Annotated in this window: 12 protein-coding genes; 3 read left to right on the plus strand and 9 right to left on the minus strand. The window is 40.0% G+C overall.

From position 1 onward, the window contains the following. Positions 1-18 precede the first annotated feature (18 nt). From ACGTNH_RS18260 to ACGTNH_RS18280, 5 genes are all read right to left on the minus strand, one after another. Positions 19-1,467, minus strand: coding sequence for a CDP-glycerol glycerophosphotransferase family protein (locus tag ACGTNH_RS18260; RefSeq protein ID WP_394588363.1), 1,449 nt, complete (start codon positions 1,465-1,467; stop codon positions 19-21). Between the two features lie 758 nt (positions 1,468-2,225). Then, positions 2,226-4,778 (minus strand): heavy metal translocating P-type ATPase, encoded by a 2,553-nt coding sequence (locus ACGTNH_RS18265; RefSeq protein ID WP_394588364.1) that lies wholly within the window; start codon positions 4,776-4,778, stop codon positions 2,226-2,228. A 24-nt stretch (positions 4,779-4,802) separates the two neighbouring features. After that, the gene (locus ACGTNH_RS18270) at positions 4,803-5,171 is read right to left on the minus strand and encodes an ArsR/SmtB family transcription factor (RefSeq protein ID WP_394588365.1); all 369 of its coding nucleotides are present in this window, start codon (positions 5,169-5,171) and stop codon (positions 4,803-4,805) included. A 373-nt stretch (positions 5,172-5,544) separates the two neighbouring features. Further along, a complete protein-coding gene (gene nagZ / locus ACGTNH_RS18275) occupies positions 5,545-7,236 on the minus strand; it encodes a beta-N-acetylhexosaminidase (protein WP_394588366.1) in 1,692 nt (563 codons plus the stop codon). 228 nt (positions 7,237-7,464) lie between these two features. Beyond that, complete coding sequence (locus ACGTNH_RS18280) at positions 7,465-7,980, minus strand: pyridoxamine 5'-phosphate oxidase family protein (RefSeq protein WP_394588367.1); 516 nt, start codon at positions 7,978-7,980, stop codon at positions 7,465-7,467. A gap of 370 nt (positions 7,981-8,350) precedes the next feature. On the opposite strand from ACGTNH_RS18280, the gene ACGTNH_RS18285 reads away from it, so the two are divergent. After that, positions 8,351-9,355: a tRNA dihydrouridine synthase gene (locus tag ACGTNH_RS18285; RefSeq protein ID WP_394588368.1), complete on the plus strand. Its 1,005-nt coding sequence runs from the start codon at positions 8,351-8,353 to the stop codon at positions 9,353-9,355. Positions 9,356-9,504: 149 nt separating this feature from the next. On the opposite strand, the gene ACGTNH_RS18290 is transcribed toward ACGTNH_RS18285, so the two are convergent. Continuing rightward, positions 9,505-10,605 carry a GerAB/ArcD/ProY family transporter gene (locus ACGTNH_RS18290; RefSeq protein ID WP_394588369.1) on the minus strand — a complete coding sequence of 367 codons (1,101 nt, stop codon included), beginning with the start codon at positions 10,603-10,605 and terminating at the stop codon, positions 9,505-9,507. Between the two features lie 201 nt (positions 10,606-10,806). Between ACGTNH_RS18290 and ACGTNH_RS18295 the strand changes: the two genes are divergently transcribed. Together ACGTNH_RS18295 and ACGTNH_RS18300 are read left to right on the plus strand one after the other, a co-directional pair. Further along, on the plus strand, positions 10,807-12,411 hold the full coding sequence (locus tag ACGTNH_RS18295) for a spore germination protein (RefSeq protein ID WP_394588370.1): 1,605 nt from the start codon (positions 10,807-10,809) through the stop codon (positions 12,409-12,411). A gap of 20 nt (positions 12,412-12,431) precedes the next feature. After that, complete coding sequence (locus ACGTNH_RS18300) at positions 12,432-13,622, plus strand: Ger(x)C family spore germination protein (protein WP_394588372.1); 1,191 nt, start codon at positions 12,432-12,434, stop codon at positions 13,620-13,622. 38 nt (positions 13,623-13,660) lie between these two features. On the opposite strand, the gene ACGTNH_RS18305 is transcribed toward ACGTNH_RS18300, so the two are convergent. The 3 genes from ACGTNH_RS18305 to ACGTNH_RS18315 all read right to left on the minus strand — a co-directional run bounded on the left by ACGTNH_RS18305 (position 13,661) and on the right by ACGTNH_RS18315 (position 16,570). Beyond that, positions 13,661-13,876 carry a YczF family membrane protein gene (locus ACGTNH_RS18305; RefSeq protein WP_394588373.1) on the minus strand — a complete coding sequence of 72 codons (216 nt, stop codon included), beginning with the start codon at positions 13,874-13,876 and terminating at the stop codon, positions 13,661-13,663. A 382-nt stretch (positions 13,877-14,258) separates the two neighbouring features. Then, positions 14,259-15,392, minus strand: coding sequence for a Gfo/Idh/MocA family protein (locus tag ACGTNH_RS18310; RefSeq protein WP_394588544.1), 1,134 nt, complete (start codon positions 15,390-15,392; stop codon positions 14,259-14,261). A 56-nt stretch (positions 15,393-15,448) separates the two neighbouring features. Next, complete coding sequence (locus tag ACGTNH_RS18315) at positions 15,449-16,570, minus strand: Gfo/Idh/MocA family protein (RefSeq protein WP_394588374.1); 1,122 nt, start codon at positions 16,568-16,570, stop codon at positions 15,449-15,451.

Below are 16,570 nucleotides of genomic sequence, written 5' to 3' on the forward strand. Positions count from 1 at the left end.
CTTATCAGCACTAAACACCTATTTCCCATTAGCAAACCGGTTAATTAAATTTTTGAGTCTTTGACCAGAAGGTTTAACAGCTGGATATGCTTGGGCTAAAAATCGCTTTCTTCTCTTATTTACTAGTTTTCTCATATTATGGTCGGTGAAATATTTATTGATTAATTTAGAGAATTTTACAGGGTCTGTTTGCGTCAATTCACCCAGAGAACCGTAGTAACCAGTGTAATTTGGAAAAGGAGTCGATAAGATAAATACTGGTTTTCCAGCTATCATAGCCTCCAGCCCTACAGTCGATAAATAAGTAACCACTAAATCACTGTGATGAATCAAATCATATAATTGGATATCTTTTGATGGGTAAAGATAAGGGTAGTTTATAGTCAACGGGTGCGGGGTTAAGCGTGGATAATCTCTAACCACAATATTATAATCTTTCTTATTACCTAGAGATTTAATAAATTTACGCCATTTCTGAATTTGCTGATCGTTCCTGACTATCATTACTATCACTTTCTTACCGGGTTTTAAGCCTAACTGTTTCTCTAACGCCCTTTTTGATACAGCGGGCTTTTTATGAATGGTATCGAATCTAGGGTGGCCGATAACTTCTATAGATTTTTTCGAGACACCTAATTGCTTAAACCACCCAGCTTCAAAGTCACCATATACCGCCTCTACGTCTGCTATTTGAGGAATATATCCAATCTCATTAGCAATAATCCCATGCTGCATACAGATGGTTGGGATTCCTACTTCTGCTGCTACCATGGCGATTGTTCGGCTCTGATAATAGTGAGTAGAAGAAAAAACAACACAAGAAACAGGGTTTCTGCTGAAATATCTACCAGCTTCCTCTATACGATGAACAATCCCCTCTATCTGCTTATCAAAATATGCCTTGAATTTTTTATGGTTAAACATCGGGTGATTACTGAAGGTGGAAATAATTTCTGCTGCTTTCCTCTTTAATATTTGGATATTTGAATTTACATTCGCCCTGTACTGATTTAAATAATGCTTAGGAACTCCTTCTATTGGAATACCTTTAATCACTTTGCGTTTTTTGTTTTTCGGCTTGAAATCATACAATGCAATGGTTTCTGATGGTTTGAAGTATTGGTTTATAGTATATTTCGGAAATCGAAGCAACTTCGCTGCATCATACAAAACAACCTTTTTTTCAGGATGGTTTGATTTTTTAGGTAATTTGCTTTTACTTTTATTCACATGCGTTCGTTTATACGCATTAAAGAGCTCTTGAAAAGACTTTTTATCTTTTACTTCATGAGTTAAAGATTTTATGAAATCTTCGGATGACAGGTTATTGTAAACATTATTATTATTCCTAATAAGACTACGAAAATGGCACAAGTAGGGAATAGAAAAACCTTTATATTTTAAAACTTTGAAAGTCTCTAAAAACTCATAGTATAAGGACCAAATATTACGCTCAAAAATATTCATCTTTTTTCCTCCCGTCGTTAATCCTTAAAAACCTTATACCTATATATATTCTTCATTACTAGATTTGTTTAGCAAGTCACCTAGTTCTACTATTACTTTATTCATTGATGCTGCCTCAGTTGGTAAATTATTGTGTATACATTACCTATTAAATGTCACCATGAACTCCAAGAAAGAATTTTACCATCACTCCGTCAAAATCCTCCTGCAGGATCTTCGACTCGTGCTGCTCCCACAGGAGTCTGCGTATTTTGACTACACTAATGATCTGCGTTTATACGAATGGGTGGTTTTTGACATCACTGTTTTACTTATGATCCAACCCCATCTTTCCAGACTGTCAAGAAAGTTCTCGACCGCTTTAATTTTTGGCATTTTCACTTAAATTTTTATCTATCCTGCACTAACGAAGGGGAATTTATTGTCGCTCGCCCGGATAGGAAAATATTTTCGCACAAGTGTGGATGACAGCTGCCTGCCAGAACACGAAGAAGATTGTTCATGAACTATCCAAGATGAGCCAGGCGAAGGAGAGTTTTTTTCTGTATTAGAAGAAATTACAAGGAGCGGGACCCCTTCCACTCCTGCGGAAGAACGAGTGAGCCGAGATCGCCGAGTGTGGGTTTCGTGAGGAAGCTCGGGCGCTCGGGAAGGGGCTTTCGCTCCTGGCGGCAAAAAAAGCTTGCGGAAAAAACAAAGGTTTCTCCACAAGCTGAATAGAAATCACCTCTTAAAAGAGGGGTTTCTTTCTGTATTGATTATTTCTGCCTTAACAATCTCATGCTATTTAGTATGACTAAAAGAGCTGCCCCGGTGTCACTTAAAACCGCCATCCATAACGTTAAAAACCCTGGGAATATTAAGAGCAGCGCGGCCAGTTTTGTAAGCAGAGAAAACCAAACATTCTGCTTAATGACGTTTATAGCTCTACGACTCAAACTAATCGTATGCGGGAGTTTTTCCAAATTATCGGCCATGAGTACAATATCAGCAGTCTCCATGGCAGTATCCGTTCCCGCACCCCCCATGGCAATTCCAAGATCAGCCGTCGCAAGGGCTGGAGCATCATTAATTCCATCCCCCACCATAGCCACTCGCTTTCCTTCATTCTGTAATTTCTTCACAGCGGTCACTTTGTCTTCTGGCAATAACTCAGCAAAGTAGCGGTCGACGCCTGTTTCGTCCGCAATTTTCTTCGCTGTTCCTTCATTATCACCTGTCAACATGACCATTTCATCCATTCCAACTAGCTTGAGCTTTTTAATGGATTGAACCGTAATGTCACGAATGGTATCCGCAACAGCGATGAGACCTAAAACCTCGTTTCGAGTACCTACGACTACAAGCGTATTTCCGTCTCTTTGCAATGGATCAATACGTTCTTCAACTTCATGAAGAGGAACTTCCATGTCTTTAAACAATTTAGGATTTCCTGCAAAGTATTCCGTACCATTAATTGTTGCTTGCGCACCTTTACCCGCTATGGCTTTGAAGCCTTCACCTTTCCTGACACCAATGTTTCGCTCGCCAGCATAAGAGGTGATGGCTTGAGCAATGGGGTGAGTGGAATGTTCCTCAATAGTTCGGGCAATTCCAATTAACTCTTCTGTATTGTTTTGAAGAGAGATAACTTCGGCAACTTTTGGTTTACCTTCTGTAAGGGTTCCTGTCTTATCAAAAGCAATTGCTTGAATGGCTCCAGCCTTCTCCAAGAAAGTTCCCCCTTTGATGAGGACGCCATTTTTAGCTGCATTTCCAATGGCTGACACAATCGCCACTGGTGTAGAAATGACCAATGCACAAGGGCAGGCAACAACTAATAATGCAAGGCCTTTATAGAGCCACTCTCCCCAGGTTCCGAACCCAAACACGGGCGGTACGACCATGACAAGAAGAGCAAGGATAAAAACAATAGGGGTGTAGACACTTGCAAAACGATCCACAAATGCCTGGGTCGGGGCTCTTTTCCCTTGAGCTTCTTCAACAAGATGAATGATTTTTGAAATGGTTGTATCTTCCACTAACCTCGTTACCTTAACTTCTAAGGATCCACTTTCATTCACTGTACCTGCATAAACCGTATCTCCCTGCTTTTTATCTACGGGCAAGGATTCTCCGGTAATGGGTGCCTGGTTAATGCTTGATGCCCCTGATAAAATTTCTCCATCAAGCGGCATCTTCTCACCAGGTTTAATAACAATAATATCATTGATTTCCACTTCTTCGACTGGTTTCCGAATCAGTTGATCCCCCGATTTAACGGTAGCTTCGGAAGGAGTCAGCTTCATCAAACTTCGAATGGATTCTCTAGTACGCTCAATCGAACTACTTTGTAATGTGTTCCCTAATGCGAAAAGCCATACGACCGTCGCCCCTTCAAACCATTCACCAATGAGGGCTGCGCCAATGGCTGCCGAGGCCATAAGCACATTCATGTCTAAGGACCCACTTTTAATGGCGTAAAATGCGCTTTTCGCTGGTTTAAATCCACCGATAAGGATTGATGCCGCATATAAGGCCGTTATTAACTCAGGAGTTACGGTTGTAAAAGAACCCATAAAACCAAGGGCAAGTAAGATCCCGGATATAGTGGTGGTTGAGATTCCTTTTTTCTTTTTATCAGAGGGTTTTTCTCCCCGGTTACTGATCGAATCTACGGAAGCATCAAAACCAGCTCTTTGAACCTCTTTTATAATTTCTTTTTGATTCGTCGTATGATCCACTTGCATTTTTCCTGTAGAAAAATTCACCTTAACCTCTTGAACATTCGGATTTTTACTTAAATGCTTTTCAATCGTCACCGCACAGGAGCCGCAATCCATTCCTTCAATTTTATACGTTTGTATCGTATTGTTTTTATTCAAAGGTTCAGCTTCAAAACCTAATTTACGAACCTGCTTAGGAATTTCATCGTATACAGACTGCCCATCGGCCCCTACAGACATTTTCCCGGTACCATAATTCACTTGAACCGACTGAATTCCTTTAGTCTTTTTCAGCCCTTTTTCAATGGTGGCCGCACAGGAAGGACAATCCATTCCATTAATTTTGTATTCAAAGGTTTTTTGCCCTTCTGGTTTATTATTCAATGGAGATGCTTGTTCGTTTCTACTATCTCCCGTACTACAACAGGATGAAGTGGTTCCTGTAGGTTCTTCATTCGAATTTGCATCACTTTTACAGCAAGAAGCAGCAGGTTCTTTCGCTCCTTCTTCAGAGCAGCAGGAACTTGTTTTTTCCGTGTCATCTCGTGCTGCCTCTTCATGATTAGAGCAGCAACTTGATTGTATTTCTTTTTCTATGCGATTCATCGATGTGCCTCCAATCTATTCCCATCAAGCCTCTCTTGAGTGTAATAAAGCTATTGAAACTAACTGATGCATATGTTCATCAGCTAATGAATAAAAAACAAGTTTTCCTTCTTTACGATATTTGGCTAACCTCATGTTACGCAGCAGCCTTAAATGATGCGAAGCCGTGGCCGTGGTTGAACCAATAATATTTGCCACATCGCATACACAAAGTTCTTTCTCAAGCGTTAAGGCATATGCAATTTTCATCCGTGTTGCATCCGATAAAGCTTTAAAGATCAACTCCACGCCTTCCACTTTCTTGATTTCCGGCTGTACTCGATTAACCATTTCCTCATCGTAACAAAATGTATCACACGTATCGGGTGAATTTTTCTTCAAAGAACCGCTCATATTCGCACCTCATTCAAATATTGATTTGATTATTTGTTTATAGTGTATGCTTCTATAACAAACATGTCAATATATATCCAAACAATCATTTGAATATTAAAGTGATATTAACCATCTAAATGCAGCGTAGTACCAGGACTTAGAATAAAGGCATAGACAAAAACGAATATGCGTATAAACGCTGATTTTCAGCGTACTCAAGATGCGAAGACTCCTGTGGGAACAGCACGATTCGAAGCTCCCGAAGGAAAGCGAATGATTTTGATGGAGCGGCCTCCATTCGATTTACCATAAATAACCCGAACGGATTTCAATAAAACCGTTCGGATTATTATATGCTTTATTCAGTTTTGTCCCAGCCTTGACCAAGGGGTCAAGACACCTTCTCCAATATCTCTTCCACTTTCTCATTTATTGGTTGGAAATCAGGATCTGGTGTCTTATCATCAGATAGCTGGTATTTTTCTTTCAAATGTATGATTCGTTCCACACTTTCGTTAATTCTTTCCTCACTTATTTCTCCACTATCTACAGCAGCTTTCAATTCTTCAAAAACAGTAACAACCAGAGCTGGATTATGAGCAACAAGCAATAAATCTCCGCCCGCTTTCACGGACTGGACAGCTGCATCAGCGACACTATAATGCTCGGTAATGGCACCCATCGTCAAGTCGTCAGTGATGATAACACCATCAAAATTATAGTCGTCCCGCAACATACCCGTGATTACCTCTTTCGACATAGAGGCAGGTGATTTTTTGTCAATTTGGGGAAGCAGAATATGGGCGATCATGCTCACGTCGGCTCCCTCTGAAATAGCTTTCTTAAATGGCACAAGTTCCAGTTCACTTAACTCCTCATAGCTTTTGTTGACCATCGGGAGTTCCAAGTGAGAATCGACGCCGGTATCCCCGTGGCCAGGAAAATGTTTAATAACGGAAATAACTCCCTTATTCTGAATCCCTTTCATTGTCTGGATGCCTAGAGGGGTGACAATCTCTGGGCTGCCGCCAAACGAACGGTCCCCGATAACGGGATTATTTGGATTGCTGTTCACATCAAGAACCGGCGCAAAGTCCAAATTAAACCCGAGTGCCTGCATCTGTTCACCAAGAATAGTGCCGGCTTGGAAGGCCACTTCCGGATCGTTCAATTCCCCAATCGAACGGCTCGTCGGCAGACTTTTCACCTCGTCAGGCATGCGTGTTACACTGCCGCCTTCTTCATCGACTCCCAGCAATAATGGGTAAGGGTTCTCAGCATTAGTTGTTTTCATCTCATTTAAAAAGTTGACAGTTTGCGCTGCACTTTCGATGTTATGCCCAAATAAAATAAGTCCCCCAACGTGATAATTCTTAATCATCTCCCTTGTGTCGGCGTTCATTCCCGTTCCTTCCACCCCGCCGAAAATCATTTGTCCGATCTTTTCATCAAGACTCATATCGGCAGTACTTATATCAGCAGAATTCTCCCCTCCACTTATTTTTTTAGATAATGAAATATGGTCCACCTTTGGGTTATCCGCATCATCGTCAGGTTTCGGCATCACCCATTTCAAAACATAATCATCAGAAAGGTCATAAACAAGAATGATGTGATCATAATCTTCGTCTTGATAGTATCGCGTGTCATCTGGCTTTTGATATGATTTAATCGCATCCAGATCGAACGATGTCATTGTTTCCTGTGACGAACGCAGCTCAGCTACAATACCCTCTTCAGTGCCAACATCGATTTCATGCGATGGATATTTCAAAAAAAGACCAGCATCCGTGTTTTCGTCCTTCTCCGGTGCTCCCCATTTTTCCTTGACCTCCTCAGCACTCGTTTCTCCGACCACAATAGTGCTGTCGGGAATTTCCCCTTGTTTAGCCAAGCTGAATATAGTGTCCAAAGATGGTTCGGACTCCCCACTCTCTTCATTTTCATTATCTTGTGAAGAGTTGTTTGATTGTTCACCTGCTTGATTTTCATTTCCATCCCGATCCGAAAAGTTAATAAATATGCAAGCCGCCAAAAGAGCAATGAATCCAACGATAATTATTATGGTTATACGCTTGAACATCGTAATTCCTCCGCATTTAAATTTCATTCTTATAGTTGAAAATATCTTTTCCAATATTTTGTATCACCGGCTATCTTTTAATATAGTATACATTCTTTAAATATCGGGGGTAAGTGATAGCAGCACTCTATATGAGGTCATGAAACAGAAAAACCCCGACTAATGACACTTTTTTAGCGTGTCCATTAGTCGGGGGATGGTTCAGATCAAAATATACCAGACGAGCTGTTACTTCTTGTCTTCATTAAAGTGAACTGTATCTTTCAAATCATTGTTTTCTTCTAGTGAGTTACTGCTGGTCATTTTTTTCACAAATTCCTTAACGGTCTTGACGCTTATACCGGACTCCCAGTATTCAGCGATTTCAGGAGTTACTTTGACGAGTACAACATTCGAATCATCCGCGGAAATATTCAGCAGTCTTCCAAGGATCTTGTTCCAATACTCTTTCTTCTTATCTTCATCTTGGACAAATTCAGCAGTTCCGCTGATCGATACATAAGATTTGCCTGCGTATGCCAGGTTAACGGCAGAATTACGGTTGATATCCCTAAATTTCTCTGTATCCTTTTCTGTAATGAACCAGATCGCTTCCCTATCCATTTCTACTTCTTGCGTATGCATAGGTCGTGACAGCAGTCTGCCCTCCGGGGATACAGTGGTCAACATTGCTACCTTCTCATCTTTAATCAAATCTTTAATTTTCTTAAGGGTTTCTTGATTTTCTGTTGATTGATCAGCCATTTGTGTTTCCCTCCTTCTGGTCCTCAGCAGTTGCTTGTCTTCTTTTCCAAAGGTTTAAGCAGACTACCTTAGAACAAATCTTCTATTTCCTTTTCCCAGAAAGACACAAAAGTACACTTTCACACCATCAGTCATTGGAAAGGTTTATATTTTTTGTGAATATGAGTGTAGACATATCTTTAACATTTCCTTTATTTCCTACTGTTTATGCGCTGCCCACCTTCCATATTCCCCTTGCACTTTTCAGTTAATACCATTAAAGTATATACTGGTTGAAATCTATCCTAACTGGATATAGATAAGAAACAGGCATATTTTACTTTTAAATTTTGGAACTACAGCGTTCCTTAAGGAAAGGTTCAGATATATTATGAAAGATAACTTTTGGCATGAGCTGCCGCGACCATTTTTTGTGCTGGCGCCTATGGAAGCAGTAACGGACGTCGTTTTTCGTCATGTCGTTAGTGAAGCAGCAAGACCTGACGTGTTTTTTACGGAATTTGCGAATACGGAGAGCTACTGCCATCCGCAAGGAAAAGACAGCCTCCGGGGACGTCTTACGTTTACGGAAGATGAACAACCGATCGTTGCGCACATATGGGGAGATAAGCCGGAATACTTTCGTCAAATGAGTATCGGTATTGCAGAAATGGGATATCGAGGCCTTGATATCAATATGGGGTGTCCTGCACCTAATGTCGCAACAAAAGGAAAAGGCTGCGGGCTTATCCGCCGTCCGGATGTTGCAGCCGAAATCATCCAGGCCTCCAAAGCGGGTGGACTGCCCGTCAGCGTGAAGACCCGTCTCGGTTATACGGAAGTAGATGAGTGGCGTGACTGGCTGAAGCATCTACTGGAACAAGATATCGTAAATCTTTCCATTCACCTTCGTACAAAAAAAGAAATGAGCAAAGTTCCTGCTCACTGGGAGCTGATTCCCGAGATCAAGAAACTGAGGGATGAAGTGGCCCCTCATACACTTCTTACAATTAACGGGGATATTCCTGACCGCCAAAAAGGACTTGAACTCGTGGAAAAATACGGCGTGGACGGCGTAATGATCGGCCGTGGTATCTTCCATAACCCGTTTGCTTTTGAAAAAGAGAAGAAAGAGCATACAAGCGAAGAACTCCTCGACCTTCTTCGTCTGCAGCTCGATCTTCATGATAAATATTCAGAAGAACTCGAGCCGCGTCTTTTCAAACCACTTCTCCGCTTTTTTAAGATATATGTACGCGGATTCCGAGGAGCAAGTGAGTTAAGGAATCAGCTGATGAGCACGAAATCAACTGATGAAGTGCGCGATCTTCTTGATGAGTTCAAGGAGGAGCATGGTGGAGTGACAGAAGAGAAAAGTTTTTCTGTCTCGAGGTAAATCTTTTATAGGAGCAGGACGGATCAAAACTGAATAAAGCATAAAATAATCCGAACGATTCTAAAGAAATCAGTTCGGATTATTTATGTGAATGAGAATTAACCCATCGCTCCCTCAAAATCTGTCTGTATTTTTATCGTTTTTGCACATCACTTCTTTTTCTTGACACCATTCTTAATAAAGGAAATAAGTAACATGGCCAGAGGGATGAACAGCATCAATGACGGATAAATTACATTTTGCACTGTGTTTTGTCCTTCTTCTATATGTTCTACAAAATTAGAGGCGATAATCATTGACAATAGGAGAAGAATAACCCCGGCAGGAAAAACAATTTGTCGGTGATTTTGTAGATTGAATAAATCAACCATTCCAATTACGGCACCATAAAAAAGAATAGATGTTTTGAAAAACGTATTGATAAGAAGAGTAAAAACTACAAAAGCATCAAGTCTTTGAATAAACTCCAAAATATTAACTCTGCCTATGGTTGTTAACAAAGGAAAATTAGACTTCTCCACTTCTTCAAGACCAAGAACAGCAATATTTAAACTGGTGGTATAACTTAAAACAAGCCCGCTTAAAATTATCGCAGTCAGCCAAACATTTTTCGCTGATTTGGGCCGATTTAGATAAGGAAGCAGCATACTGAAAACAATCATTTCCCCAAAAGGAAAGTTAGTAATTAAAGGAAATGAGGTTGTTAATATTGGTTTCCATCCATACTCAAGAACCGGACGCAGATGATCAATATCGACACGCCCTGTCAAATAAACAAAAAAACTCCCTGCAATTCCTATAAAGAGCAAAATAAAAAAAAACACTTCCGTTGTCCTCGCTAATACTTCAATACCCAGATAAAGAACATAGCAAATGGCAAGCACCATCAAGATATTCACTGCCAATAGTGGGGTTCTTGGCATAGTTGAGGTAATTAACAAATCACCGAAGTCTCGTAAATCACGAGCCGCAATGTATAAAAGGAATACAACGTATAATAGACCAATCCCCCATCCAAGATGTTTTCCAAATATCTTTCTCGCATACCCGGTAAGAGGCAGATTGGGGTATTGACGAAATAAAAAATAGTAAATGAAAAATAAAACTATCCCCCCGCTCATCCCTAATAGAATAGCAATCCAGGCATCTTTTTTGGCACTAATTCCATAGCTTACGACTAATGCAGTTCCCATGTTAAATATAAACATCATTGCAAATAGTTGAAGGACATTAATTTTTGCTTTTTCCATAGTATAAGGAACCCTCTTTTATCCATATATAATTACATACGTACGCTTGGTTATTGAGTCTACGTTTGAAAGTCTTATCTAGTTGCTCATTCTATCTTAATTTTGTACTTTTAAACGTTGACTATTTTTCCAAGACAGATGTATGAACAAAATAAAAACAAGGAATCCTAGTAATGTAAATAAAAGCTGGAGTGTATAACAATGAAAAGTGCCTGGAATCGATTAATAAAAAGAAAGAAAACAAAAAAGCACAATGGGCAGGAACAAACCTCCACATTGCCGGTGAAAAACCGCGGTATTTATACAAGTCTTGATGAGAACATCAAATACATAAAACAAGATTTCGGAAGCAGCAGTGATCTTGTGATACGCGAATTTACAATGGGCCGGCCCTTTGCAATAAAAGCTGCGTCTATTTATATTAAGGGGTTATCAGATACAAAATCCTTAAGCAGATTCATTATAGAAAAACTAATGAATGAAATGCATGCCGAAAGTAATCCAAACCCATGGAGCCCAAGTCAAATCGGAAATTATATAAAAGAAAACCTATTACCGATTTCGAATGTGGATGAAATTGAAGAGTGGAATCAACTTCTTTCCACTCTTTTAGCTGGACAAACCATTCTTTTAGTTGATGGCTGGGACCATGCCCTTGGCTGTGATTCCTCTGATAAAAAAGAGCGTTCTGTCTCAGAACCTACAACAGAGGTAACCATTCGCGGAGCAAAAGACAGTTTTACAGAGTCTTTAGATACTAATACAGCATTGGTTCGCAGTAGAATACAAAGCCCAAATCTATGGTTGGAAACAATGAAGATAGGCAGAATTAGTCAAACAGAAGTTTCTATTATGTATGTGAACGGAATTGTAAATAAAAAGCTCATTCGTGAGGTAAAAAATCGTCTGAAAAAAATTGAAGTCGACGAGTTACTTTCTTCCAATACGGTTGAAGAATGGATTTCTGATGAAGTTATGACGCCTTTTCCGACAGTTCTTGTTACAGAACGACCGGATGTAGTAGCAGGAAACTTAATGGAGGGCCGCATAACGATTTTTGTAAACGGAACCCCCTTTCCTCTCATTGTGCCTGCAACATGGAACCAATTTTTTCAATCCGCTGAAGATTATTATTTAAATTGGATCATCGTTAGTTTTTTAAGGTGTATACGAATTGTTTCTTTTTTCGTCACTTTGTTTGGTACCTCCCTTTTCATTGCATTTGTATCCTTTCATCCAGAACTTATACCAACACCGTTACTCATAAATATTGCCGCCCAGAGACAAACCACTCCATTTCCAATTATTTTTGAAGCTTTATTAATGGAAATTACTTTTGAAATATTACGAGAAGCAGGAATTCGGATGCCGCGTCAAGTTGGACAGGCGGTTTCAATTGTAGGCGCCATTGTTTTAGGAGAAGCAGCGGTCATGGCGGGGATTGTTTCGAGTTCTATGGTTATTGTAGTAGCTGCCACGGCCATTGCGAGTTTTACCATCTCCCATTCCTCTATGACCGATTCCATACGCTTACTCCGATTTGGCATGATGATTTCCGCCAGTTTATTTGGATTGTACGGCGTTGGATTGGGAGCTATTGTATTGGTTGCTCACTTAACCAGCTTACGATCATTTGGCATTCCTTATTTAACACCCTATGCTCCTTTTATCTTTGCTGATCAAAAAGATGCAATTCTGCGTTTACCAAAGCCATTCTTAAAAAAGCGGCCGCGTTTGATCAGTCAAAATAATACAAAAAGGACCGGGGACGACCTATCCCTTCAAGAGGGAGATTCAAAGGACTAATGAAGCAAAGCGGGGTGTCTATGATGCTAAAAATATGGTTTCTATTTATGTCATTTGTTACCCTGTTTTTTCTATCCGGGTGCTGGGATAGCGATGAATTGAAAGATATTGGCATTACTACTGCCATTGGCATTGATAAAGGCGGGAATAATGTGGAAGACAGATATCGTGTTACGGTCCAAGTAGTAAATCCATCCCAGATCTCCGGGGGACAACAAGGTGAAAAAGTTCAATCTTCTCCAGTTAGGAATTATTCCACTACTGGAAGTACATTAAGTGAAGCATTACAAAAAATGCGGAAAAAATCGGGAACACTTTTTCTGCCACACCTTCAGTTAATGGTCATCGGTGAAGAGATGGCCAAAGAGGGAATTGATGAATTATTCGATGTTACCGAACGAGATGCTGAACTTCGAGCACATTTTCCGGTGTTAATCATTTCTGGGAATACAGCAGAAGAGGCTCTTAAAATCACAACTTCGTTAGAAAGTATTCCATCTGAAAGTATCATTAAGAGCTTGAAATCTGTTGAAAAAGAATGGGGAGAGTACACCACTATTACCGCCCATGAGGTTATAAAACAATTAAACGAAGGTAATTTAGTAATCCCGGGTATTCAGATTATCGGAGACATCGAAAAAGGCAATCAATCCGAAAACATGCAGCAAATCTCCCCAAATGCAAGGGTTAATATAGAAGGAATGGCTCTTATTAAACGCGGAAAACTTACAACATGGATCGAAAAAGATGCTGCCCGCGGTGTAAATTGGATAGTAAACAAAATAAATCGAACCGTTACAAACCTTGATTGTAAAGAGAAAGAGAAAGCAATCTCCATTGAGGTCGTACGTGCTCAATCAAACATTGAAGTAAACGTGGAGAACCAGAAACCAATTATTCATGTGAATGTCCATGCTGAAGGAAATGTTATGGAAGCCCAATGCAACGTAGATTTAGAAAATTATGCGGCTATTGAAAGGTTACAAACAAAACTCAATGAAGAAATTAAAAATGAAATCCTGGCTGCCATAACCGTGGCTAATGAAGAACAAAGTGACTATTTTGGCTTTAATGAAAAAGTAAATATTGCAGATAAAAAATTGTGGAAAAAGATTAAAAACGAGTGGGACGAGGAAATCTTTCCCGAGACAGAGGTCAAAGTAAATGTAGAAGCTTTTATCCGTCGGACTGGAATGAGGACTAAACCATAAACAGCTTATTAAAAATTAACCACTACTCGAATATAAAATTAGTTCTTGTTTTTTTTAATATACAAAATTTGTTGACCTATCGTGATGAATAGGAAAAAAGCAAGCATCACATATTCTCCCGGCTCTATTACCCAGAAAGGGTTGAGCAGGCGATGCATTGCTTGAGAAAGTGTTAATCCTAACAGAATATCTATAACTAGATTAAAGGAAATGGCTACAAAAAGAAGAAATATAAATATCCCTAATACTTTCATGTTTTTTCTCCTTACTTCGGGAGGATCATTTTATCGTAGTATTCTCAACAAGCAGGTGTTTTCATTCTGAAAAGCCACAGAATTGACGTAAGCTACACCAAGATATGATCATTATTTGGGACACCACTAGTTACAATTGCTTTATGTATTGTAAAATCGAATAAAAGCTTTTACCTTAATTAAGGTAAAAGCTTTTATTCAATGTAATTTTATAGTCTATCCTATTAAAAATACAGTTTTGATAGTGGTGAAAAATTCTTTTGCTGCCTCTCCCTGCTCCCATGAATAAAAATAGCCGGCTCTAAATAATAGCCATTTGTATCATTTTGAACGGGAGGACCCTCATATATGAGTTCGGCACCTTCTATTGTGTCTCTTAAAATTAAACAGATATATTTTTCCACTTTTTTTGAATTGAAGATTGTTCCACTGCTTCCATCACTCTTTGATTGATAACTCCATCATAAAAATTTGGAACCGGGACTTCGTTCTTAGATATCGCTTCCATAAACGCATGCATTAAATTAATAAATGTGTGTTCATAGCCAATAATGTGTCCCGGCGGCCAGTAGGCTCCAGCATAAGGATGTTCCTCTTCTGTGCAGTTAATTGTGCGAAATCCTTGCAATCCAGGTGGTGAATCCGCAAAGTAAACATCTAAATTATTCATATTTTCCATATCCCAGCGTACAGAACCTTTTGATCCGTTAATTTCAAATTTGTTTTTGTTCCGGTTGCCTCCTGCGAAACGAGTGGCTTCAAAGGTGCCCATTGCTCCATTTTCAAAACGAGCTAGAAAGGCGGCAGCATCATCGACCGTCACTTCACCATATTCGCTGTTTTCAGATTGAGCTGTCAGTCCTTCTTCTGCGTCCGGGAGAGGTCTTTCTTTTATAAACGTTTCCATCATACCGCTTACTTCTGTTATTTCCCCTACTAAAAACCTTGCTAAATCTAAACTGTGCGCTCCAATATCTCCTAAGGTTCCTGATCCCGATACCTCTTTCTTTAAGCGCCAGATAAGAGGAAAGGATGGGTCCATTATGAAATCCTGAAGATAATTTGCCCGAAGATGATAGATCTTCCCTAACTTTCCTTCTTTAATTAGCTTTTTAGCATATTGCACAGCAGGAGCGAAACGGTAATTGTGACAGATCATATGAATGACTTGATTCTTTTGCACGGCTTCGTACATTTGCTCTGCTTCCTCCACGGTTAACGCCAGCGGCTTTTCAGAAATAATGTGTTTTCCTGCTTCCGCAGCTGCAATCGCTATTTCAGCATGGGTATGATTAGGGGTTACTATATCAATTACATCAATATCTTTACGGTCAATTAAACGCCGCCAGTCTGTTTCGTAACTTTCCCACCCCATAATTTCCGCTGCCTGTTTAACCGCTTCTTCATCTCGTCCTGAAATTGCTTTAAGTGAAGGTTTTAAAGCTGGGTCAAAAAAGAAAGGCAAGTCCCGATAAGCATGACTGTGCATTTTCCCCATAAATTGGTACCCAATCATTCCAATATTAATTTCTTTTTTTCCTTCTGCAGACACTTTTCCTCCACCCTTTCCATTTAATTTGCAGCGGTTAACAGCTGTTCAAAGTTTTTTTCATCGATACCTCCTGGAAAAGCTTCAGGCTGTTCGCATACGGTAGACATTTCATAATGCCGCTGCTGATCAGAGGCCTCGTGAATGCCTTGCATTATTTCCAGTACATGAAAAGCTAGTTCCCCGTCTGCTCTAGGATGACGCCCGTTCAAAATTGCATGAGCAAATTCTGCTATTCCTATCCCCCTTTTATTACTTGTAAAACCATGGGATAAAGGCTGTTCAGTCCACTGCTTTTCATCGAAGCGTCTCATATATACAGGTCCGCTGAATTCATTAGGATCAGGTACAGAGAGGCTTCCCTCAGTTCCGTAAATCTCAATATGGGGGAGTCGATGGTGCCAAGTATCAAAGCTCGTTATGATTGATGCCACTGCCCCATTTTTAAAGTCGAGAACTCCATTGATTTGAGTAGGGGTAGCGACTTTAATTTTTTGCCCGAATTTGGGTTTACTGGATATCGTGCGCACTGGATAAGTTATCTTCGTCGATCCTGTCACACGCTCCACTGGACCCATTAACGCTACAAGTGCTGTTAAATAGTACGGGCCCATATCAAACATCGGTCCTCCTCCTTTTTGATAATAAAATTCTGGGCTTGGATGCCAGTTTTCATGACCGGGAATCATCATAAAGGCCGTGGCTGATACAGGTTTTCCAATCATTCCGTCATCAATTAACTTTCGGCAGGTTTGCAGTCCTCCTCCTAAAAAAGTATCGGGGGCGTTACCAACCATCAATCCTTTGCTCTTCGCTGTATCGAGAATGATCCCTGCCTCCTCTCTTGAAATCGCCAAAGGTTTTTCACCATACACATGCTTTCCCGCATGTAACGCTTCCAATGCTACTTCAGCATGAGATGAAGGAGGGGTCAAATTCAAGATGAGATCAATTGATTCGTCCTTCATAATTGCGTCTTTCCCGCATACTTTAGGAATATTGTATTGAGCAGCCTTTTGTTGAGCCGAATCGATATTTAAATCGGTACATGCGACAATATCAAACGTGTTAAAGCAAGCTGAATTTTTTATGTAAATATCACTGATGTTCCCACAGCCAACTAAGCCCGCTTTTAATTTATTCAT

The organism is Halobacillus sp. B23F22_1 (genome assembly GCF_043497005.1).
Lineage (GTDB): Bacteria > Bacillota > Bacilli > Bacillales > Halobacillaceae > Halobacillus_A.